Annotated in this window: 19 protein-coding genes; 18 read left to right on the top strand and 1 reads right to left on the bottom strand. The window is 65.4% G+C overall.

Features of this window, described 5'->3' with window-relative positions; translation table 11 throughout:
• Positions 1 to 48 precede the first annotated feature (48 nt).
• From VAPA_RS08945 to VAPA_RS08860, 18 genes are all read left to right on the top strand, one after another.
• Positions 49 to 873, top strand: a complete 825-nt coding sequence (locus tag VAPA_RS08945; protein WP_021006448.1) for an NAD-dependent epimerase/dehydratase family protein — start codon at positions 49 to 51, stop codon at positions 871 to 873.
• A 62-nt stretch (positions 874 to 935) separates the two neighbouring features.
• Positions 936 to 1,928 carry a TRAP transporter substrate-binding protein gene (locus VAPA_RS08940; protein WP_021006447.1) on the top strand — a complete coding sequence of 331 codons (993 nt, stop codon included), beginning with the start codon at positions 936 to 938 and terminating at the stop codon, positions 1,926 to 1,928.
• A 43-nt stretch (positions 1,929 to 1,971) separates the two neighbouring features.
• Positions 1,972 to 2,499, top strand: a complete 528-nt coding sequence (locus VAPA_RS08935) for a TRAP transporter small permease (RefSeq protein ID WP_021006446.1) — start codon at positions 1,972 to 1,974, stop codon at positions 2,497 to 2,499.
• Positions 2,499 to 3,782, top strand: coding sequence for a TRAP transporter large permease (locus tag VAPA_RS08930; RefSeq protein WP_021006445.1), 1,284 nt, complete (start codon positions 2,499 to 2,501; stop codon positions 3,780 to 3,782). The genes VAPA_RS08935 and VAPA_RS08930 overlap by 1 nt, the downstream gene beginning before the upstream one ends.
• Before the next feature lie 13 nt (positions 3,783 to 3,795).
• The gene (locus VAPA_RS08925) at positions 3,796 to 4,806 is read left to right on the top strand and encodes a lactonase family protein (RefSeq protein WP_021006444.1); all 1,011 of its coding nucleotides are present in this window, start codon (positions 3,796 to 3,798) and stop codon (positions 4,804 to 4,806) included.
• Positions 4,807 to 4,819: 13 nt separating this feature from the next.
• Positions 4,820 to 6,412, top strand: coding sequence for a galactarate dehydratase (gene garD, locus VAPA_RS08920; protein ID WP_021006443.1), 1,593 nt, complete (start codon positions 4,820 to 4,822; stop codon positions 6,410 to 6,412).
• Positions 6,413 to 6,438: 26 nt separating this feature from the next.
• On the top strand, positions 6,439 to 7,200 hold the full coding sequence (locus tag VAPA_RS08915) for an SDR family NAD(P)-dependent oxidoreductase (protein WP_021006442.1): 762 nt from the start codon (positions 6,439 to 6,441) through the stop codon (positions 7,198 to 7,200).
• Positions 7,201 to 7,215: 15 nt separating this feature from the next.
• Positions 7,216 to 8,310 (top strand): lactonase family protein, encoded by a 1,095-nt coding sequence (locus VAPA_RS08910; RefSeq protein WP_021006441.1) that lies wholly within the window; start codon positions 7,216 to 7,218, stop codon positions 8,308 to 8,310.
• Positions 8,311 to 8,350: 40 nt separating this feature from the next.
• Positions 8,351 to 9,343 carry a Bug family tripartite tricarboxylate transporter substrate binding protein gene (locus VAPA_RS08905; protein WP_021006440.1) on the top strand — a complete coding sequence of 331 codons (993 nt, stop codon included), beginning with the start codon at positions 8,351 to 8,353 and terminating at the stop codon, positions 9,341 to 9,343.
• Between the two features lie 144 nt (positions 9,344 to 9,487).
• Entirely contained in the window at positions 9,488 to 10,339 is an 852-nt protein-coding gene (asd, locus tag VAPA_RS08900) for an archaetidylserine decarboxylase (RefSeq protein ID WP_021006439.1), read from the top strand.
• A gap of 182 nt (positions 10,340 to 10,521) precedes the next feature.
• Positions 10,522 to 10,968, top strand: a complete 447-nt coding sequence (locus VAPA_RS08895) for a winged helix-turn-helix transcriptional regulator (protein ID WP_021006438.1) — start codon at positions 10,522 to 10,524, stop codon at positions 10,966 to 10,968.
• Positions 10,969 to 11,066: 98 nt separating this feature from the next.
• Positions 11,067 to 11,417, top strand: a complete 351-nt coding sequence (locus VAPA_RS08890; RefSeq protein WP_012746856.1) for an FKBP-type peptidyl-prolyl cis-trans isomerase — start codon at positions 11,067 to 11,069, stop codon at positions 11,415 to 11,417.
• A gap of 166 nt (positions 11,418 to 11,583) precedes the next feature.
• Entirely contained in the window at positions 11,584 to 12,150 is a 567-nt protein-coding gene (gene grpE / locus VAPA_RS08885; RefSeq protein ID WP_080666793.1) for a nucleotide exchange factor GrpE, read from the top strand.
• A 112-nt stretch (positions 12,151 to 12,262) separates the two neighbouring features.
• On the top strand, positions 12,263 to 14,200 hold the full coding sequence (gene dnaK / locus VAPA_RS08880) for a molecular chaperone DnaK (RefSeq protein ID WP_021006436.1): 1,938 nt from the start codon (positions 12,263 to 12,265) through the stop codon (positions 14,198 to 14,200).
• Positions 14,201 to 14,297: 97 nt separating this feature from the next.
• Positions 14,298 to 15,434, top strand: a complete 1,137-nt coding sequence (gene dnaJ, locus VAPA_RS08875) for a molecular chaperone DnaJ (protein WP_021006435.1) — start codon at positions 14,298 to 14,300, stop codon at positions 15,432 to 15,434.
• 628 nt (positions 15,435 to 16,062) lie between these two features.
• Positions 16,063 to 17,985 (top strand): PrkA family serine protein kinase, encoded by a 1,923-nt coding sequence (locus VAPA_RS08870; protein WP_021006433.1) that lies wholly within the window; start codon positions 16,063 to 16,065, stop codon positions 17,983 to 17,985.
• Positions 17,986 to 18,051: 66 nt separating this feature from the next.
• Positions 18,052 to 19,344, top strand: coding sequence for a YeaH/YhbH family protein (locus VAPA_RS08865; protein ID WP_021006432.1), 1,293 nt, complete (start codon positions 18,052 to 18,054; stop codon positions 19,342 to 19,344).
• A gap of 36 nt (positions 19,345 to 19,380) precedes the next feature.
• Positions 19,381 to 20,886 carry a SpoVR family protein gene (locus tag VAPA_RS08860; RefSeq protein ID WP_041946055.1) on the top strand — a complete coding sequence of 502 codons (1,506 nt, stop codon included), beginning with the start codon at positions 19,381 to 19,383 and terminating at the stop codon, positions 20,884 to 20,886.
• An 18-nt stretch (positions 20,887 to 20,904) separates the two neighbouring features.
• Here the strand turns inward: VAPA_RS08860 and aroQ are convergent, their stop codons facing one another.
• On the bottom strand, positions 20,905 to 21,345 hold the full coding sequence (gene aroQ, locus VAPA_RS08855) for a type II 3-dehydroquinate dehydratase (protein ID WP_021006430.1): 441 nt from the start codon (positions 21,343 to 21,345) through the stop codon (positions 20,905 to 20,907).
• Positions 21,346 to 21,363 lie beyond the last annotated feature (18 nt).

Raw genomic sequence — 21,363 nt, 5'->3', positions numbered from 1 at the left:
TCCCGCATTAGTTGTACGACAACAGATAACTTATCACCGCCACCAAAAATGTCGACGCACCCCCAAGCCTCCAACAACAAGCTCCCCCGGATCCTGCTGACCGGCGCCGCCGGCGGCCTGGGCAAGGTATTGCGCGAACGCCTGCGCCCCTTTGCCGAGATATTGCGCCTTTCCGACATCGCCGCGCTCTCCCCCTCCGAGGGAGTGCATGAGGAAGTGATGCCTTGCGATCTTTCGGACAAGGCCGCGGTCCACGCACTGGTCGAGGGCTGCAACGCCATCGTGCATCTGGGCGGCGTCTCAGTCGAACGCCCCTTCGAGGAAATCCTCGAAGCCAACATCAAGGGCATCTTCAACGTCTACGAGGCCGCACGCCGCCACGGCGTGAAGCGCGTGGTGTTCGCCAGCTCCAACCACGTGATCGGCTTCTACAAGCAGGCCGAGCACATCGACGCCCATGCCGCGCGCCGGCCCGACGGCTACTACGGCCTGTCGAAATCCTTCGGTGAGGACATGGCGCAGTTCTACTTCGACCGCTGGGGCATCGAGACGGTGAGCATCCGCATCGGCTCGTCCTTTCCCGAGCCGCTGAACCGCCGGATGATGAGCACCTGGCTCAGCTACCGCGACCTGACCGCGCTGATCGAGAAGTCGCTCTTCACGCCCGACGTCAAGCACACGATCGTCTACGGCATGTCGAACAACCGCGACGTCTGGTGGGACAACAGCGCCGCCGCCCACCTGGGCTTCGTGCCGCAGGACAGTTCCGAAGTGTTCCGCGACAAGGTCGAGGCGCAGCCGCCCATGGCCCCGACCGACCCCAACGCCATCTACCAGGGCGGCGCGTTCACGGCGCAGGGGCCGTTCGAGTGAACCACCGCATTCCCGATTTCTTTCGTTCGACCGACCTCACCCGCTTCCCCAGGAGACAACCCATGAAGCAGATCCAATCGTTGCGCGCCGCCTTCTCCGCCATCGCGGTGGCGGCCAGCCTTACCCTTTCCGGCTTCGCTGCCGCCCAGAGCATGACGCTCAAGGCCGCCGACGTTCATCCGGCCGGCTACCCCAACGTCGTCGCCGTGGAAAACATGGGCAAGAAGCTCGAGGCCGCCACCAACGGCCGCATCAAGCTGCAGATGTTCCCCGGCTCGGTGCTCGGCGGAGAGAAGGAAATGATCGAACAGACGCAGGTCGGCGCCATCAACATCCTGCGCACCTCGCTCGGCCCGATCGGCCCGGTGGTGCCGGAAGTGAACGTGTTCAACATGCCCTTCGTGTTCCGCGACGAAGCCCACATGCGCGCCGTGATCGACGGGCCGATCGGCCAGGAGATGCTCGACAAGATCACCGCGTCGCCGGCCAAGCTGGTCGGCCTGGGCTGGATGGACGGCGGCTCGCGCAGCCTCTACACCAAGAAGCCGGTTCGCTCGCCCGCCGACCTCAAGGGCATGAAGATCCGCATGATGGGCAACCCGCTGTTCGTCGACACGATGAACGCCATGGGCGGCAACGGCATCTCGATGGGCTATGGCGAAGTCTTCACCGCGATCCAGACCGGCGTGGTCGACGGCGCCGAGAACAATCCGCCCACGCTCTACACCGCCCACCACTACCAGGCCGGCGCCAAGTACTACAGCCAGACCAACCATCTGATCATTCCGGAAATCTTCGTGATGTCGAAGGTCACCTGGGACAAGCTGTCCAAGGACGACCAGGCCCTGGTCAAGAAGGTCTCGCGCGAAGCCCAAATGGAACAGCGCGCGCTGTGGGACAAGAGCGTGGCCGACTACACGGCCAAGCTCAAGGCCGAGGGCGTCGAGTTCATCAAGATCGACAACAAGCCCTTCTACGATGCGACCGCGCCGGTGCGTGCCAAGTACGGCTCGCAGTTTGCCGACCTGATCAAGCGCATCGAAGCCACCAAGTAAGCGGACGCCCGGCCCCGCGGGCCGGGCCTGCCTGGAACCGAACATGGACCCCTTCTTCATTCGCCTGTGCGATCGCCTCTACCTTGCCTGCATCTGGCTCGCGGGGACGGCGATCTTCCTGATGTCTCTCATCATTCCCTGGGGCGTGTTCACGCGTTACGTGCTCGGCACCGGCTCGCAATGGCCCGAACCGATTGCGATTCTCCTGATGATGGTCTTCACCTTCATCGGCGCGGCGGCCGCCTACCGCGCCGGAGCGCACATCGCCGTCACGATGCTCACGGACCCGCTGCCGCCGGCCCTGCGCGGCGCCATGGCGGTGCTGGTGAACCTGCTCATGGTGCTGATCTGCGGCTTCGTCGCCTATTACGGCACCCGCCTGTGCATGGAAACCTGGAACCAGTCGATCAGCGAGCTGAGCTGGCTGCCGGTCGGCGTCACCTACGCGGCGCTGCCGATCGGCGGTGCCGCCACGCTGGTGTTCGTGATCGAACGCATGATCTTCGGGTCACAAGCCGCGCGCGGCATCGTGCGCTATGAAGAATTGACCGACGCTGAGAAAGCTGCCTGATGGATGCATTGGTTTTGTTGGGCAGCTTCGTCCTGCTCATGGCGATCGGGATGCCGATCGCCTATTGTCTGGGCCTGGCATCGCTGATCGGTGCGTTCTGGATCGACATCCCGCTCGACGCCGTGATGATTCAGCTCGCCTCCGGCGTCAACAAGTTCTCGCTGCTGGCCATCCCCTTCTTCGTGCTGGCGGGCGCGATCATGGCCGAGGGCGGCATGTCACGCCGGCTGGTCGCTTTTGCGGGCGTGCTGGTCGGCTTCATCCGTGGCGGCCTGTCGCTGGTGAACATCCTGGCCTCGACCTTCTTCGGCGCCATCTCGGGCTCTTCGGTGGCCGACACTGCATCGATCGGCTCGGTGCTGATTCCGGAGATGGAACGCAAGGGCTATCCGCGCTCGTTCGCAACGGCGGTGACCGTCAGCGGCTCGGTGCAGGCCATTTTGATTCCGCCGAGCCACAACGCGGTGCTCTATTCGCTGGCCGCCGGCGGCTCGATCTCCATTGCCAGCCTGTTCGTCGCGGGCATCGTGCCCGGCCTGCTCATGGGGCTCACGCTCGCGGTGCTGTGCCTGATCATCGCCAAGCGCGAGAACTATCCGAAGGGCGAAGTCATTCCGCTGCGCCAGGCGCTGAAGATCTGCGCGGACGCCATGTGGGGACTGATGACCATGGTCATCATCCTGGGCGGCATCCTGTCGGGCGTGTTCACTGCCAACGAGTCGGCATCGATCGCGGTGGTCTGGGCCTTCTTCGTCACGATGTTCATCTACCGCGACTACCGCTGGCGCGACCTGCCCAAGCTGGTGCACCGCACGGTCAAGACGGTGACGATCGTGATGATCCTGATCGGCTTCGCGGCCTGCTTCGGCTACCTGATGACGCTGATGCAGATCCCGCTGAAGGTCACAGCCTTCCTCACGGGCCTGTCGGACAACAAGTACGTGATCCTCGCGCTCATCAACGTGCTGCTGATCATTCTCGGCACGCTGATGGACATGTCGCCGCTGATCCTGATCCTGACGCCCATCCTGCTGCCGGTGGTGAAGCTGCTGGGCATCGACCCGGTGCACTTCGGCATGATCATGATGGTCAACCTCGGCATCGGCCTGATCACGCCGCCGGTGGGCACCGTGCTGTTCGTCGGCAGCGCCGTCGCCAAGCTGCCGATCGGTGTCGTGACGCGGGCCTGCGCGCCCTTCTTCGCGGCGCTTTTCCTGGTGCTGCTCGCGGTGACCTACGTGCCGGCGCTCTCGCTCTGGCTGCCGCGCCTGCTCGGCCTGTGAGGAAGACGCCCGCATGACGATGCTTGCCTATGTTTCCTGCGCCGGCAGCGGCGAGGTCGATGTGCTTGCCATCGACGAGCGCAGCGGCGCGCTCGCGCTGCGCCAACGGGTCGAGCTCGGCGGCATGCTGATGCCGATGGCCGTCGCGCCCGGCGGGCGCCATCTGCATGTGGCGCGCCGCTCGGAGCCGCTGGCGGTGGTCACGCTGGCCATCGACGCCGGCACCGGCCTGCTCACGCGCGCCGGCGAGGCGCCCCTGCCCCACAGCATGGCCTACCTGTCGACCGATGCAACGGGGCGCCATCTGTTCAGCGCCTCGTACGGCGGCCACCGGATCGCCGTCAGCCCGATCGGCGAAGACGGTCTGCCGCAAGCCGCCCGACAGGTGCTGCCGACCGGCGACAACGCCCACTGCATCGTGCAGGCGCCGGCCAGCGGCCACGTCTATTCGACCTGCCTCGGCGGCGGCACCGTGCTGCACTGGCGCTTCGACGCCGCCGCCGGGCTGCTCTCGCCCGCCGAACCGGCGCAGCTCGCGTTTCCCGCGGGCGTCGGCCCACGGCATCTGGCCTTTCATCCGTCCGGCCGGCACTGCTACCTGCTCGGCGAACTCGATGCGTCCATCACGCTGCTCGACATCGATGCGCGCACCGGCGGCCTGTCGCCGCGCCTCACGGTGTCGGCGCTCCCTGCGGGCTTCACCGAGGGCGCATGGGCGTCGGACCTTCATCTCACGCCCGATGCGCGCTTCCTGTATGCCAGTGAGCGGCGCTCGAACACGCTTGCCGCCTTTGCGGTCGATGCGGCCGATGGCGCCTTGGCGTTGATCGGCCACGTGCCCACGGAGCTGCAGCCCCGCGGGTTCTCGATCACGCCGGACGGCCGCTTCCTGCTTGCGGCCGGCCAACTGTCCAACCGCGTGACGAGCTATGCCATCGACCCGGCCCGCGGCACCTTGACGCCGTGCCATTCCCTGGACGTCGGCCAGGACCCGAACTGGATCGAGTGCCGTCCCGCTCCCTGACCTCTTGCCCGCCATGACCACGACCACCGCCGCCCGAGCGCCACTCACCATCAGCATGCATCCGCGCGACAACGTCGCCATCGTTGCCAACGACGGCGGCCTGCCCGCCGGCACCGTGCTCGCGTCGGGCCTGACGCTGGTCGACAAGGTGCCGCAGGCGCACAAGGTGGCGCTGGAGGACATTCCCGAAGGCGGCGTGGTGCGGCGCTACGACGTGCCGATCGGCTATGCCTTGAAGCCGATCCCGGCCGGCAGCTGGGTGCACGAGCGCCTGCTGAAGATGCCCGCGGCGCGCGAGCTCGAAGGCCTGCCGATCGCCACCGTCCGGCCACCCGCTCAGCCGCCGCTCGAGGGCTACACCTTCGAGGGCTACCGCAATCTCGACGGATCGGTGGGCACGCGCAACATCCTCGCGATCACGCAGACCGTGCAGTGCGTGGCGGGCGTGGTCGACTTCGCGGTGCAGCGCATCAAGGCCGAGCTGCTGCCCAAGTACCCCAACGTCGACGACGTCGTGGGCCTCTCGCACAGCTACGGCTGCGGCGTGGCCATCGATGCGCCCGATGCGGTCATCCCGATCCGCACGCTGCGCAATATCAGCCTCAACCCGAACTTCGGCGGCGAGGTGATGGTCGTCAGCCTGGGCTGCGAGAAGCTGCAGCCCGAGCGCCTGCTGCCGCCGGGCAGCATTGCGCTGGTGGACGAGCGCAACGTGGCCGACGTCGGCACCAGCGCCGACAGCAAGCTCGACGTGGTGTGCCTGCAGGACGACGCGCACGTCGGCTTCATGTCGATGATCGACTCGATCCTGCGGCAGGCCGAAGAGCATCTGGAGCGGCTCAACGCCCGTCGGCGCGAGACCGTGCCCGCGAGCGAGCTGGTGGTCGGCGTGCAGTGCGGCGGCAGCGATGCCTTCTCGGGCGTCACGGCCAACCCGGCCGTCGGCTTCTGCACCGACTTGCTGGTGCGCGCCGGCGCCACCGTGATGTTCTCGGAAGTGACCGAGGTGCGCGACGGCATCGACCAGCTCACCTCGCGCGCCACCACCCCGGCCGTGGCCGAGGCCATGATCCGCGAGATGGCCTGGTACGACGCCTACCTGGACCGCGGGCGCGTCGACCGCAGTGCCAACACCACGCCGGGCAACAAGAAGGGCGGGCTCTCGAACATCGTCGAGAAGGCCATGGGCTCGATCGTCAAGAGCGGCAGCGCGCCGATCTCGGGCGTGGTCTCGCCGGGCGAGAAGGCCAGGCAGAAGGGCCTGCTCTATGCCGCCACACCCGCCAGCGACTTCATCTGCGGCACGCTGCAGCTGGCCGCCGGCATGAACCTGCACGTGTTCACCACCGGCCGCGGCACGCCCTACGGCCTGGCTGAGGTGCCGGTGATCAAGGTGGCCACGCGCAGCGACCTCGCGCGCCGCTGGCACGACCTGATGGACGTGAACGCGGGCCGCATCGCCGACGGCGACGCCACCATCGAGGACATCGGCTGGGAGCTGTTTCGCCTGATGCTCGACGTGGCCAGCGGCAGGAAGAAGACCTGGGCCGAACAGTGGAAGCTGCACAACGCGCTGGTGCTGTTCAACCCCGCCCCCGTGACCTGACCCACCCGACCTCGAAAGGAACATCCATGGAAGACCTCAAGGGCAAGACTGCGCTCGTCACCGGCGCCAGCACCGGCATCGGCGCCGCCGTGGCGATTGCGTTCGCTGCGCGCGGCATGTGCGTGGCGGTGCACTACAACAGCTCGGCCGATGCCGCGAACCAGGTGGCGGAGACGATCCGCAAGGCCGGCGGCGACGCCTTCACGCTGCAGGCCGACGTGCGCGACACCGCCGCGATCCGCGAATGCGTCAGGCAGACGGCATCGCGCTTCGGCCGCATCGACGTGCTGGTGAACAACGCCGGCAGCCTGGTGAAGCGCGTGCCCATTGCGGAACTGGACGATGCGCTGTTCGACGAAGTGATGCACATCAACGCACGCTCCGTGCTCGCGTTCTCGCGCGAGGTGGTGCCGCTGATGCGCACGCACGGCGGCGGCAACATCATCAACGTGACTTCGGTCGCGGCGCGCACCGGCGGCGGGCCCGGCGCCTACCTGTATGCGGGCTCCAAGGGCTTCGTGAGCACGGCGACGCACGGGCTCGCCCGGGAACTCGTCGGCGACAAGATCCGCGTGAACGCCGTGGCACCGGGCGTCATCCAGACGCCGTTCCAGGACCGCTTCTCCACGCCCGCAATGCTCGAATCGTTCCGCACCGCCATCCCCATGGGCCGCATCGGCTCGCCCGACGAATGCGTGGGCGCCTTTCTGTATCTGGCCTCGGAGCAGCTTTCGGGCTACGTGACCGGACAGGTGATCGAAGTGAACGGCGGGCAGTACATGCCCTGACGCGGGAACGCCCTCATGAAAAAAGAAACACTCCCTTGCGCGTCCCGGGCGGTCCGCTTCGGCATCGCACTGCTGTGCGCAGCTGCAGGCCACGCCTCGGCCGCCACCTGGGTCTACGTGTCCAACGCCGACAGCCAGGAGATCTCGGTGCTCGAGCTGGACCGCGCAGAGGGCGTGCTCAAGCCGGTGCAGACGCTCAACGTCGGCGGCACGGCCATGCCGATGGCCGTGAGCCACGACAAGCGCGTGCTCTACGCCGCGCTGCGCTCGCAGCCGTTCCGCGTGGTCTCGCTGTCGATCGACGCGGCCACCGGCAAGCTGCAGAAGCTCGGCGAGGCGCCGCTGGCCGACAGCATGGCCAACATCGACCTCGACGCGAGCGGCAAGTGGCTCTTCGCGGCCTCCTACCAGGGCGGCAAGATCTCGGTCAACGCCATCGGCAAGGACGGCGCTGTGGGCCCGATCCAGCAGTTGGTCCAGACCGGGCCGAATGCGCATGCGGTCCACGCAGATGCCGGCAACCGCTTCGTGCTTGCCACCAGCCTGGGCGGCGACAACGTGTCGAGCTGGCGCTTCGATGCGGACAAAGGGCTGCTGTCGCCCAACGATCCGCCGCTGACCATGGGCACCGCCAAATCGGGGCCGCGCCACTTCGTCTGGGACAAGGCGCAGCGCCACGTCTACCTGCTGGACGAGCTCGACGCAGCCCTGCACGTGTATGCGTGGGACGCCGCGCGCGGCACGCTCAAGCTGGAACAGAGCACCACCACGCTGCCGCCGGGCTTCGCGGGCAAGCCCTGGGCAGCCGACCTGCACCTGACGCCGGACGGGCGCTTCCTGTACGCCTCGGAGCGCACCTCGAGCACGCTCTCGGCGTTCAAGGTGGACGCGGCGAGCGGCCAGCTGCAGCCGCTGGGCCAGACGCCGACCGAGAAAGGGCCGCGCGGTTTCGCGATCGATCCGAGCGGCCGCTACCTGATTGCCGCCGGGCAGGAATCGCACGGCATTTCGCTGTACGCCATCGATTCCGCGACCGGTGCGCTCGGCAAGCCTTCGCGCATCACCGCCGGCAAGAACCCGAACTGGATCGAAATCGTCGACGCACCGTGACGCGACGACGGCCATCAACATCATCAAAGGAGACTTCGCAATGCAACGCCGCACACTGATTCGCACCGCCCTCGCCTCTTCGCTCGCCGCGGGCCTGCCCGCGTTCGCGCAGGGCCCCGGCAACTGGCCCACGGGCAAGGCCATCACCTACCTCGTGCCCTTTCCCGCGGGCGGCACGACCGACGTGCTGGCCCGCCTGATCGGCCAGAAGCTCGGCACGGTGCTGGGCACGAGCGTGATCATCGACAACAAGGGCGGCGCCGGCGGCAGCGTGGGCTCGGAGATCGGCTCGCGCGCGGCGCCCGACGGCTTCACGATGGTGGGCGGCACGATCAGCTCGCACGCCATCAACGTGAGCCTGTACCCGAAGCTCGGCTACGACCCGCAGAAGTCGTTTGCCCCGGTGACGCTGATCGGCACCAACCCGCTGGTACTGGTGGTGAACCAGGCCAGCCCCTACAAGACGCTGAAAGACGTGCTGGAAGCCAGCAAGACCAAGTCGGGCGGGCTGTCGTCGGCGTCGGCCGGCACGGGCACCTCGCAGCATCTGTCGCTCGAACTGCTGGCGTTCAAGTCGGGCGTGAAGTTCACGCACATTCCGTACAAGGGCAGCGGCCCGGCGATCCAGGACGTGATCGGCGGCCAGGTCGACATGATGTTCGACACCACCGTGGTGGCGGGCCCGCACGTCCAGAGCGGCAAGCTGCGCGCCATTGCCGTGACCTCGGCCAAGCGCCTGGCTTCGATGCCCGACGTGCCGACGGTTGCGGAGTCCGGCATCGCGGGCCTGCAGGACTTCGAGGTGCTGTCGTGGCAGGCGATCTTCGTGCCCGCGGGCACCCCGGCGCCCATCGTCGAGCGGCTGCACACCGAGATCCGCAAGATCCTTGCAACGCCCGAGATGCAGGAAAAACTCAAGGGCTTCGGCATGGAACCCGCCGACCTCAGCACGGCAAAGATCGCGGCCTTCCAGAAGGCCGAGGTCGAAAAGTGGGCGCAGGTGATCAAGGCAGCGGGCATCAAGGCCGACTGACGCCGGCCGGGGCGCCCGCAAGGCGCGTCCCGGATACGAAAAATGGAGTGCCGGATACAAGGGAAGCCTCCTACGTTCGGGGCCCCGGGCGCTTTATAGAATGCCCCTCCGATTCGCACTCCAGGCATTCCAGGCCTCCCACACGTGTCCGACCGCTCTGCCGTACTGCCCCAATACCTGTTTCCCAAGCAGGCCCTGACGAACTTCGCCGGCTGGGTCGCGGGCAAGGAACGCGGCGCCGTCACCACATGGATCATCCGGCGCTTCGTTGCCAAGTACGGCGTCGACATGGGCGAGGCGCTCGAATCCGACATCAACTACTACAAGAGCTTCAACCAGTTCTTCACGCGCGCGCTCAAGCCCGGCGTGCGGCCTCTCGCGCAGGCCGATCTCGTGTGTCCGGTGGACGGCGCCATCAGCCAGTTCGGCGCCATCGAGGGCGACCAGATCTTCCAGGCCAAGGGCCACAACTACACCACCACCGCGCTGGTCGGCGGCGACGCGGTGCTCGCGGCGCGCTTCGCGCACGGCAGCTTCGCCACGCTGTACCTGAGCCCGAAGGACTACCACCGCATCCACATGCCCTGCGAGGGGCGCCTTCTGCGCATGATCCACGTGCCCGGCGACCTGTTTTCGGTCAACCCGGTCACGGCGCGCGGCGTGCCCGGCCTGTTCGCGCGCAACGAGCGCGTGGTGTGCGTCTTCGAATCGGCGCGCGGGCCCTTCGTGCTGGTGCTGGTGGGTGCCACCATCGTCGGCAGCATGGCCACCGTGTGGCACGGCGTGGTCAATCCGCCGCGCGGCGGCGAGCTGCGCGAATGGCACTACGCCGATCAGCAGATCGTGCTCGGGCAGGGCGACGAGATGGGCCGCTTCCTGCTCGGCTCCACCGTCGTCATGCTGTTCCCGTCGCCCCCGCTGGCCTTCAACCCCGACTGGGCGCCCACCCGCGCGGTCCGGCTAGGCGAAGCCATGGCCAATTTCGCAAATTTGTGAAGCTTTGTCTCACGGCCCGCATGCAGCATGCAACCGTAGCTATAAAACTAGTAGCATCGTGATCCTTGCGCTATAGTCGCCGGCCAACGCGCGGTCCCTATAGCGAGCCAACAAGAAAAGAACGCGAGGCACCGGCCCTGCCCAGGATCGATGGCCCGCCCAGCCCCGAGGAGATGATGTCGATGAGTACCAAGGAAAACGCAGCCGTCAGCCAGCTGCTTGCGCTGCTCGAGGCCCGCTACGCGCTTCGCGTGCTCTGGGCGCTGCGCGACGGCCATGCCCAGACGTTCCGGCTGCTGCAGGACAGCGTCGGCAGCATCACCCCCAACACGCTCAATACCCGCATCAAGGAGCTGCGCGAAGCCGGCCTCGTGAGCCATGGCGGCGACGGCTACAGCCTCACTGCGAGCGGGCAGGACCTCCTCAAGCGGCTCTCGGATCTGCAGGCCTTCGCGGGCAAATGGCAGCTGGGCCAGGTCAAGAAGGCCGCGGCGCCCGCGCCCGCTGCGCCTTCATCGTCTTCGCCATCGGCGCCTTCTTCTTCCTCTTCCCCTGGCGCACCGCCCTCTCCCCCGCCTGCCGCATCGTCGCCGTCTTCCCCCGTCCCGCCTCTTGACACCGGCAATTGAGCAGGCCGGCCGGCCTCCTCCGGGGCGTCGGTAAACTCCGCGCCTTCGGTCCGTTTATCCATCCATCCTCCATTTCATTGACGCAAGGAGCGTTCGACATGCCTACCACTCCCTCCGGCCTGCAATACGAAGACACCACCGTGGGCGACGGCGCAGAAGCCAAGGCCGGCCAGCACGTGCACGTGCACTACACCGGCTGGCTCTACAACGACGGCGTGCAAGGCGCCAAGTTCGACTCGAGCCGCGACCGCAACGACCCGTTCGCGTTCTCGCTGGGCGCAGGCCAGGTCATCAAGGGCTGGGATGAAGGCGTTGCCGGCATGAAGATCGGCGGCAAGCGCACGCTGATCATTCCCGCTTCGCTGGGCTATGGCGCACGCGGCGCGGGCGGCGTGATCCCGCCGAACGCCACCCTGAAGTTCGACGTCGAGCTGCTCGACGCGCATTAAGGCTCGCCCCCCGGCTGCGCGCACTTCGTGTCGCTGCGCCCTCCCGTCGGCGCTTTTGTTCCCGTTGCGGCCCTTTGGGCCGCATTTTTTCGCTTGAAATGCCCCCGACCAGCCCCAAGTGGCTGGCTATCGCTTGTTTCCCGGCCTCGCGCCGGTTCTTTGAAAAATGTCTGACCCGCAACAATCCGCACAGAATTCGCAAATGCTGCAAGGCGAGCCAAGCCCCGAAGAACTGGAAGCCGCACAGGCTGCCAACGAAGCCGAGGCGCTGGCCACGGCCCAGGGCGAACTCGCTGCCCTGCAGGCCAGGAACGCCGAGCTGTCCGACCAGTACCTGCGCGCCCAGGCCGACGTCCAGAACGCCCGCCGCCGCGCCGACGACGAAATCACCAAGGCGCGCAAGTTCGCGGTCGAAGCCTTTGCCGAGAGCCTGCTGCCGGTGACCGACAGCCTCGAAGCCGGCCTGGCCATCAAGGATGCCACGCCCGAACAGATCCGCGAAGGCGCCGAAGCCACGCTGCGCCAACTGAAGAGCGCGCTCGAGCGCAACAAGGTGATCGAGGTGGCCCCGGCCCCCGGCGCCAGGTTCGACCCGCACCAGCACCAGGCCATCTCGGTGGTGCCCGCTCCCGAGCAGGAACCCAACACCGTGGTGAGCGTGCTCCAGAAGGGCTACACCATCAACGACCGCGTGCTGCGCCCGGCGCTGGTCACGGTCAGCGCCCCGAAGTAATCGTCGCGGCACACACGATTCCCACAGGAAATCCCCGCTTCATACCTTGAATCGCGCCGGGTTATCCACAAGTTCATAACAACATATTTTTCAGGCTTTCAGGAGTAAGAACATGGCAAAGATCATCGGCATCGACCTCGGCACCACCAACTCGTGCGTGTCGATCATGGAAGGCAACACCACGCGTGTGATCGAGAACTCGGAGGGTGCGCGCACCACGCCGTCGATCGTGGCTTACCAGGAAGACGGCGAAGTGCTCGTCGGTGCCTCGGCCAAGCGCCAGGCCGTCACCAACCCCAAGAACACGCTGTACGCGATCAAGCGCCTGATCGGCCGCAAGTTCGAGGAGAAGGAAGTCCAGAAGGACATCGACCTCATGCCCTACACCATCGCGAAGGCCGACAACGGCGACGCGTGGGTGGAAGTGCGCGGCAAGAAGATCGCGCCCCAGCAGGTCAGCGCCGACATCCTGCGCAAGATGAAGAAGACCGCCGAAGACTATCTCGGCGAGCCCGTGACCGAAGCCGTGATCACGGTGCCGGCCTACTTCAACGACGCCCAGCGCCAGGCCACCAAGGACGCGGGCCGCATCGCGGGCCTGGACGTCAAGCGCATCATCAACGAGCCCACCGCTGCGGCCCTGGCCTTCGGCCTCGACAAACAGGACAAGGCCGACCGCAAGATCGCCGTGTATGACCTCGGCGGCGGTACCTTCGACGTGTCGATCATCGAGATTGCGGACGTCGACGGCGAGAAGCAGTTCGAAGTGCTGTCGACCAACGGCGACACCTTCCTGGGCGGCGAAGACTTCGACCAGCGCATCATCGACTACATCATTGCCGAGTTCAAGAAAGAGCAAGGCGTGGACCTGGGCAAGGACGTGCTCGCACTCCAGCGCCTGAAGGAAGCGGCGGAAAAGGCCAAGATCGAGCTGTCGAACAGCGCGCAGACCGACATCAACCTGCCCTACATCACGGCCGATGCCTCGGGTCCGAAGCACCTGAACATCAAGCTCACCCGCGCCAAGCTGGAAAGCCTGGTCGACGAGCTGGTCGAGCGCACCATCGCGCCCTGCCGCCTGGCCATCAAGGACGCCGGCATCAGCGTGTCGGACATCAACGACGTGATCCTGGTCGGCGGCATGACCCGCATGCCCAAGGTGCAGGAAAAGGTGAAGGCCTTCTTCGGCAAGGAGCCGCGCAAGGACGTGAACCCCGACGAGGCCGTGGCCGTCGGCGCCGCCATCCAGGGCCAGGTGCTCTCGGGCGACCGCAAGGACGTGCTGCTGCTCGACGTGACCCCGCTGTCGCTGGGCATCGAGACCATGGGCGGCGTGATGACCAAGATGATCACGAAGAACACCACGATCCCGACGAAGTTCGCGCAGACCTTCTCCACCGCCGAGGACAACCAGCCGGCCGTGACCATCAAGGTGTTCCAGGGCGAGCGCGAGATCGCCTCGGGCAACAAGCTGCTCGGCGAGTTCAACCTCGAGGGCATTCCGCCGGCCTCGCGCGGCACGCCGCAGATCGAGGTGAGCTTCGACATCGACGCCAACGGCATCCTGCACGTCGGCGCCAAGGACAAGGGCACCGGCAAGGAAAACAAGATCACCATCAAGGCGAACTCGGGCCTCTCGGAAGACGAGATCCAGAAGATGGTGAAGGACGCCGAACTCAATGCGGCCGACGACAAGAAGAAGCTCGAGATCGTGCAGGCACGCAACCAGGGCGAAGCCATGGTGCACAGCGTGAAGAAGTCGCTCGGCGAGCACGGTGCAAGCCTGGACGCCGGCGAGAAGGAAAAGATCGAAGCCGCAATCAAGGACCTGGAAGAAGCCCTGAAGGGCGAGGACAAGGCCTCGATCGAGGAAAAGACCAACACGCTGATGACCGCAAGCCAGAAGCTCGGCGAAAAGATGTATGCCGACGCGCAGGCCGCGGCCGGCGCCGCCGGCGGCCCGGGTGCTGCTGCTGGCCCGGAAGCTGCAAGCGCTCCGGCCGACGACAACGTGGTCGACGCCGAAGTCAAGGAAGTCAAGAAGGACTGATCCTCAGCCCTTCGAACAAGGCTGGATCACCTGACGGGGTGCTCCAGCCTTTCTCGCTTCAAGTTACGGCTTCCCGCCTGCCCCGACCGAATCAGCCATGGCCACCAAACGCGACTACTACGAAACCCTCGGCGTTCCCAAGAACGCGAGCGAGGAGGAAATCAAGAAGGCTTATCGCAAGCTTGCGATGAAGCACCACCCGGACCGCAACCACGGCGACACCAGCAAGGACGCCGAGACCAAGTTCAAGGAGGTCAAGGAAGCCTACGAAATGCTGTCCGACGGGCAGAAGCGCGCGGCCTACGACCAGTACGGCCACGCCGGCGTCGACCCCAACATGCGCGGCGGCCCCGGTGCCGAAGGCTTCGGCGGCTTTGCGGAGGCCTTTGGCGACATCTTCGGCGACGTGTTCGGCGGCGCCCGCGGGCGCACCAGCGGCGGACGCCAGGTGTTCCGTGGCAGCGACCTCAGCTACGCGATGGAAGTCACGCTGGAAGAAGCGGCCGAAGGCAAGGAAGCGCAGATCCGCATTCCGAGCTGGGACGACTGCGGCACCTGCAAGGGCACCGGCGCCAAGCCCGGCACCAAGCCCATCACCTGCACCACCTGCCACGGCGCCGGCGCCGTGCAGATGCGCCAGGGCTTCTTCAGCGTGCAGCAGACCTGCCCCACCTGCCACGGCAGCGGCAAGATCATTCCCGAGCCCTGCACCGTGTGCCACGGCCAGGGCAAGATCAAGAACAACAAGACGCTCGAAGTCAAGATCCCGGCCGGCATCGACGACGGCATGCGCATCCGCAGCACCGGCAACGGCGAGCCGGGCACCAATGGCGGGCCACCCGGCGATCTCTACATCGAGATCCGCCTCAAGAAGCACGAACTGTTCGAACGCGATGGCGACGACCTGCACTGCGTGGTGCCCGTCAGCATGACCACTGCGGCGCTGGGCGGCGAGATCAGCGTGCCCACGCTCAAGGGCGCCGCCGCCATCGACATTCCCGACGGCACCCAGAGCGGCAAGCAGTTCCGCCTGCGCGGCAAGGGCATCAAGGGCGTGCGCTCGAGCTATCCGGGCGATCTGTACTGCCACGTGCGCGTGGAAACCCCGGTCAAGCTCACCGAGCACCAGCGCAAGCTGCTGAAGGAGCTCGACGAGTCGCTCAAGAAGGGCGGCGACAAACACAGCCCGACCGACAAGGGCTGGTTCGACAAGGCCAAGGAATTCTTCAGCTGAGGCAGAGCCCTCCTGCGTGAAGCACGGAGCACGTCGCGGCGCCGTGCTCCGCGCACGCGAACGGTGCCTGCCGACCTCGTTCGGTGCCGCGCACCATGACGGCCCCTCCCCGGAACCGCGCTGACTAAGCTCTGGCGCGCGCTCCCACGCCCACATGCGCGACACGCTCATCAAAAGATGGCGCGCAGATTGCTTTTATATATTTTTCGACTGAGCAATAAACCTAAACACGACCCGGCGCGTTATTGATGGTGTAACCGTTTTGAGCCGCCGGGGGCTCATTGGGAGGTGCTTTCGCCGGAAAAGATGCAATGACTGCATATGCCGATTGCCATAGGTATTTTCACTTGGCGGAGGGGTCGCGCTGAGTTCGATTGCCGAACCCTGAAATTTAGCTGGAATTGCCAAATGGTGCGGGTTTTTCTCAGGAACTTTACTCGGCACTGTGGTTCTGATTTAACAAAGAATTTTCCGGGTGCACTCTTTGCTTTATGCTGGTTGTGCAGATTGAGATTAAGGGAGTTTCGATGGCTTGCAGCCATGGGCGGCACACCTCTAAAAAAGTTGCGACGCAGTGCGGCTGCAGGCTTCGGGTCAATAAACCCGCAGACCTGATGGAGGCGTGACCATGGATGTGATCAGCAACTTTGCCGCCCGTTACGAGCGCACCCGCGAGGAAGTCCTCTCGCTGCAGGACTTCCTGGATATCTGCAAACGCGATCCCACCGCGTATGCCACCGCGTCCGAGCGGATGCTCAAGGCCATCGGCGAACCCGAGCTGGTCGACACGCGCAACGATTCCCGGCTTTCGCGGATCTTCGCGAACAAGGTCATCAAGATCTACCCGGCGTTCAAGGAGTTCTACGGCATGGAGGACGCCATCGAGCAGGTGGTGTCGTACTTCCGGCATGCCGCCCAGGGCCTCGAGGAAAAGAAACAGATCCTCTATCTGCTCGGCCCCGTCGGTGGCGGCAAGAGCTCGATCGCCGAGCGCCTGAAGCAGCTCATGGAGCACGTGCCCTTCTATGCCATCCAGGGTTCGCCGGTCAACGAGACGCCGCTGGGCCTCTTCGATGCCGTCGAGGACGGCGAAATCCTCGAAAAGGAATACGGCATCCCCCGGCGCTACCTGAACCGCATCCTCTCGCCCTGGGCCGTCAAGCGGCTCGAAGAGTACGGCGGCGACATCCGCCAGTTCAAGGTGGTGAAGCGCTACCCCTCGGTGCTGCGGCAGATCGCCGTGGCCAAGACCGAGCCGGGCGACGAGAACAACCAGGACATTTCCTCGCTGGTCGGCAAGATCGACATCCGCAAGCTCGAGACCTACGCCCAGGACGACCCCGACGCCTACGCCTACTCGGGCGGCCTCTGCCTGGCCAACCAGGGCCTGCTGGAGTTCGTGGAAATGTTCAAGGCGCCCATCAAGGTGCTGCACCCGCTGCTCACGGCCACGCAGGAAAGCAACTTCAAGGGTACCGAGGGCTTCGGCGCCATCCCGTTCGACGGCATCGTGCTGGCGCACAGCAACGAGAGCGAATGGAAGGCCTTCCGCAACAACAAGAACAACGAAGCTTTCCTCGACCGGATCTACATCGTCAAGGTGCCCTACTGCCTGCGTGCCTCGGAAGAAATCAAGATCTACGAGAAGCTGGTGCGCAACTCGTCGCTCGCCAAGGCGCCCTGCGCCCCGGGAACGCTGCGCATGATGGCCCAGCTCTCGGTGCTCACGCGGCTGAAGGAGCCCGAGAACTCCAGCATCTACAGCAAGATGCAGGTCTACGACGGCGAGAACCTCAAGGACACCGACCCCAAGGCCAAGTCGATCCAGGAATACCGCGACTATGCCGGCGTCGACGAAGGCATGAGCGGGGTCTCGACCCGGTTTGCGTTCAAGATCATCTCGAAGGTGTTCAACTTCGACAGCTCCGAGGTGGCGGCCAACCCCGTGCACCTGATGTACGTGCTCGAGCAGCAGATCGAGCGCGAGCAGTTTCCGCCGGAAACCGAGCAGAAGTACATCAGCTACATCAAGGAGCTGCTGGCACCGCGCTACGCCGAGTTCATCGGCAAGGAAATCCAGACCGCCTACCTGGAGAGCTACAGCGAGTACGGACAGAACATCTTCGACCGCTACGTCACCTACGCCGACTACTGGATCCAGGACCAGGAGTTCCGCGACGTGGACACCGGCGAGGTCTTCGACCGCGCCTCGCTCAACGCCGAACTCGAGAAGATCGAGCGGCCCGCGGGCATCGGCAATCCGAAGGACTTCCGCAACGAGATCGTCAACTTCGTGCTGCGCGCGCGTGCCGGCAATGCCGGGCGCAACCCGGCCTGGACCAGCTACGAGAAGCTGCGCGCGGTGATCGAGAAGAAGATGTTCTCCAACACCGAGGAACTCCTGCCGGTGATCAGCTTCAACACCAAGAGCAGTGCCGACGAGCAGAAGAAGCACGAGGACTTCGTGACCCGCATGGTCGAGAAAGGCTATACGGCCAAGCAGGTTCGCCTGCTCTGCGAGTGGTACCTGCGGGTGCGCAAGAGTTCATAGCGACAGTTCACAGCGGCGAGGCACACAAGGCTTCGCCCCCTTTTTGCAAGGAGCTTTGACATCATCGTGGCCATCCTGCAGCAGATCATCGACCGCCGGCTTTCGGGCAAGAACAAGTCCATTGGCAACCGCGAGCGCTTCCTCAGGCGCTACCGAGGGCAGATCCAGGAGGCCGTGCGGCGCGCTGTGAGCGGGCGCAACATCCGCGAACTGGAGCAAGGCGAGGATGTCACCCTGCCGCGCCACGACGTGTCCGAGCCCGTCTTCGGCCATGCGCGCGGCGGCGACCGTGAATACGTGCACCCGGGCAACCAGGAATACCTGAAGGGCGACCGCATTGCGCGTCCGGAGGGACAGGCCGGCGGCGGCTCGGGAAGCGGCGAGGCCGGGGATGGCGGCGAGGGCGAGGACGACTTCGTCTTCCGCCTCACGCGCGAGGAGTTCATGCGCGTGTTCTTCGACGATCTTGCGCTGCCGCATCTCATTCGCACCCAGATCGCCGAGGTGCCCGAATGGAAGAGCCACCGGGCCGGCTTCACGAGCGACGGCTCGCCCAACAACCTGCACGTGGTGCGCTCGATGCGCGGCGCCCTGGCACGGCGCATCGCGCTTGGCGGCGAGCCGCGCAAGGATCTGAAACGCCTCGAAGCCCACCTGCGGCACCTGAAGGCGCACCCGCAGGCCGAGCAGGCCCTGATCAAGAACGAAATCCGCGAAACCGAGGAGCAGATCGCCGAGCTGCGCCGCACCATGCGGCATGTGCCCTACATCGACCCCATCGACCTGCGCTACCGCAACCGCGTCAAGACGCCCGTGCCCAGTGCCAAGGCCGTGATGTTCTGCCTCATGGACGTGTCGGGATCGATGGACGAGGCGCGCAAGGACATGGCCAAGCGCTTCTTCATGCTGCTCTACATGTTCCTCACGCGCCACTACGAAACCATCGACCTCGTGTTCCTGCGCCACCACACGCAGGCGCAGGAAGTCACCGAGGAAGAGTTCTTCCATGCCACCGAAACGGGCGGTACCGTCGTTTCGAGCGCGCTGGTGCTGATGGATGAAATCATCAAGGCGCGCTACCCGAGCGGCGAATGGAACGTGTACGGCGCGCAGGCGAGCGACGGCGACAACTGGCACCAGGACAGCGGGCGCTGCCGCGAGCTGCTGGTCGACCACATCCTTCCGGTGGTGCGCTACTACGCTTATGTGCAGGTGGCCGAGACCGAGCAGAACCTGTGGCAGGAATACGCGCAACTCGAAGGCATCGAGCCCAATTTTGCGATGCGCAAGGTGTCGGACGCACGGGACATCTACCCTGTCTTCCGCGACCTCTTCAAGAAGGAGGGAGTGCCCGCATGACCTCCGACCACCCCCCCCTCCGAGCGCACGGACCGCCTGGAGCGCCTGCCCAGTCCGTCGGACTGGACCTTCGATCTCATCGAGACCTATCACGCCGAGATTGCGAAAACGGCCAAGAGCTTCGGCCTGGACGTGTACCCGAACCAGCTCGAGGTGATCACCGCCGAGCAGATGATGGATGCCTATGCCAGCGTCGGCATGCCCATGATCTACCGCCACTGGTCGTACGGCAAGCAGTTCATCGCCACGGAAAAGAACTACCGCCGCGGCCACATGGGGCTGGCCTACGAGATCGTCATCAACTCCGATCCCTGCATTGCCTACCTGATGGAAGAAAACACCATGGCCATGCAGGCCCTGGTGATCGCGCATGCGGCCTATGGCCACAACAGCTTCTTCAAGGGCAACTACCTGTTCCGGATGTGGACCGATGCGTCCTCGATCATCGACTACCTCGTCTATGCGCGGCACTACATCGCCGAATGCGAGGAACGCCATGGCCTCGACGCGGTGGAGCAACTGCTCGACTCCTGCCACGCGCTGATGAACTACGGCGTCGACCGCTATCGCCGCCCGCAGAAGCGCTCGCTGGCGCAGGAGAGTACGCAGCGTGCCGACCGCGAGCGCCACATGCAGCAGCAGGTCAATGACCTCTGGCGCACCCTGCCGCGCAAGAGCGAACACACGACCGAGTCCGACTCATCCCGCCGCTTCCCCTCGGAACCGCAGGAGAACCTGCTCTACTTCATCGAGAAGAATGCCGCGCTGCTCGAGCCCTGGCAGCGCGAGGTGGTGCGCATCGTGCGCAAGATCGCCCAGTATTTCTATCCGCAGCGCCAGACGCAGGTCATGAACGAGGGGTGGGCCACGTTCTGGCACTACACCCTGCTGAACACCATGTACGACCGCGGCCAGCTCGCCGACGGCTTCATGATGGAATGGCTCAGCTCGCACACCGGCGTGATCTTCCAGCCGCCCGTCGGACATCGCGCCTACAGCGGCATCAACCCCTACGCGCTGGGCTTCTCGATGTTCACCGAGCTGCGGCGCATCTGCGAAAAGCCCACCGAGGAAGACCGCCGCTGGTTCCCCGACTTTGCGGGCACCGACTGGGTCAAGACGCTCGACTACGCCATGCGCAACTTCAAGGACGAGAGCTTTGTCGGCCAGTTCCTGAGCCCGAAGACGATGCGCGATTTCAGGCTTTTCTCCATTCGCGACCACCAGAGCGAGCCCGAACTCGAGGTGTCCGCCATCCACGACGACAGCGGCTACCAGGCGCTGCGCGAATCGCTGTCACGCCAGTACGACATCGGCAGCAGGGAGCCCGACATCCAGGTGTGGAACGTCAACATGCGCGGCGACCGCGCCTTGACGCTGCGCCACACGCAGCGCAACAACCTGCCGCTGCACGACGATGCCGAAGAGGTCCTGAAGCACGTCGCCCGCCTGTGGGGCTTCGATGTGCATCTGGAAAGCGTCGACGCACAGGGCCACATCAGCCGCAGCTGGAAGGCCGCCGCCCCCCGGCAAACCGACTGACCGGCCGCGCCAGGCCCGTCAGGGCACCAGGGCCGCGATGGCCAGCGCGTAGCCCTTCACGCCAAGACCCACGATGATGCCGCGCGCCGCCGGCGAAATGTAGGAGCGGTGGCGAAACTCCTCGCGCGCGTGCACGTTCGAGATGTGCAGCTCGATCAGCGGCACGCTCGCGCCCTTGATGGCGTCGTGCAGCGCGATCGAGGTGTGGGTGTAGGCGCCCGGGTTCATCACCACGCCGAGCATGTTGCCGGCGGCAACCTCGCGGCCGGCTTCGTGGATCCAGTCGATCAGCACGCCCTCGTGGTTCGACTGGCGGCATTCGATCTCCACGCCGTGGCTGGCGCCGGCTTCCTTGCACAGGCGCTCGACGTCGGCCAGCGTGTCGCGTCCGTATTGCTCTGGCTCGCGAGTGCCGAGCAGGTTGAGATTGGGGCCGTTGAGGACGAGTATTTTCTTCATGATGGATGGCAACGTGCG

Source organism: Variovorax paradoxus B4, from assembly GCF_000463015.1.
GTDB lineage: Bacteria > Pseudomonadota > Gammaproteobacteria > Burkholderiales > Burkholderiaceae_C > Variovorax > Variovorax paradoxus_E.
The sequence above is the reverse complement of the archived record's forward strand: the minus strand, read 5'-3'. Positions and strand labels throughout refer to the sequence as shown.

What these genes read in the sequence shown, in the direction of transcription:
- VAPA_RS08945 (WP_021006448.1), top strand. Translation starts at nt 49, where the DNA reads ATGTCGACGCACCCCCAAGCCTCCAACAACAAGCTCCCCCGGATCCTG.
- VAPA_RS08940 (WP_021006447.1), top strand. Translation starts at nt 936, where the DNA reads ATGAAGCAGATCCAATCGTTGCGCGCCGCCTTCTCCGCCATCGCGGTG.
- VAPA_RS08935 (WP_021006446.1), top strand. Translation starts at nt 1,972, where the DNA reads ATGGACCCCTTCTTCATTCGCCTGTGCGATCGCCTCTACCTTGCCTGC.
- VAPA_RS08930 (WP_021006445.1), top strand. Translation starts at nt 2,499, where the DNA reads ATGGATGCATTGGTTTTGTTGGGCAGCTTCGTCCTGCTCATGGCGATC.
- VAPA_RS08925 (WP_021006444.1), top strand. Translation starts at nt 3,796, where the DNA reads ATGACGATGCTTGCCTATGTTTCCTGCGCCGGCAGCGGCGAGGTCGAT.
- garD (WP_021006443.1), top strand. Translation starts at nt 4,820, where the DNA reads ATGACCACGACCACCGCCGCCCGAGCGCCACTCACCATCAGCATGCAT.
- VAPA_RS08915 (WP_021006442.1), top strand. Translation starts at nt 6,439, where the DNA reads ATGGAAGACCTCAAGGGCAAGACTGCGCTCGTCACCGGCGCCAGCACC.
- VAPA_RS08910 (WP_021006441.1), top strand. Translation starts at nt 7,216, where the DNA reads ATGAAAAAAGAAACACTCCCTTGCGCGTCCCGGGCGGTCCGCTTCGGC.
- VAPA_RS08905 (WP_021006440.1), top strand. Translation starts at nt 8,351, where the DNA reads ATGCAACGCCGCACACTGATTCGCACCGCCCTCGCCTCTTCGCTCGCC.
- VAPA_RS08895 (WP_021006438.1), top strand. Translation starts at nt 10,522, where the DNA reads ATGAGTACCAAGGAAAACGCAGCCGTCAGCCAGCTGCTTGCGCTGCTC.
- VAPA_RS08890 (WP_012746856.1), top strand. Translation starts at nt 11,067, where the DNA reads ATGCCTACCACTCCCTCCGGCCTGCAATACGAAGACACCACCGTGGGC.
- grpE (WP_080666793.1), top strand. Translation starts at nt 11,584, where the DNA reads ATGTCTGACCCGCAACAATCCGCACAGAATTCGCAAATGCTGCAAGGC.
- dnaK (WP_021006436.1), top strand. Translation starts at nt 12,263, where the DNA reads ATGGCAAAGATCATCGGCATCGACCTCGGCACCACCAACTCGTGCGTG.
- dnaJ (WP_021006435.1), top strand. Translation starts at nt 14,298, where the DNA reads ATGGCCACCAAACGCGACTACTACGAAACCCTCGGCGTTCCCAAGAAC.
- VAPA_RS08870 (WP_021006433.1), top strand. Translation starts at nt 16,063, where the DNA reads ATGGATGTGATCAGCAACTTTGCCGCCCGTTACGAGCGCACCCGCGAG.
- aroQ (WP_021006430.1), bottom strand. Translation starts at nt 21,345, where the DNA reads ATGAAGAAAATACTCGTCCTCAACGGCCCCAATCTCAACCTGCTCGGC.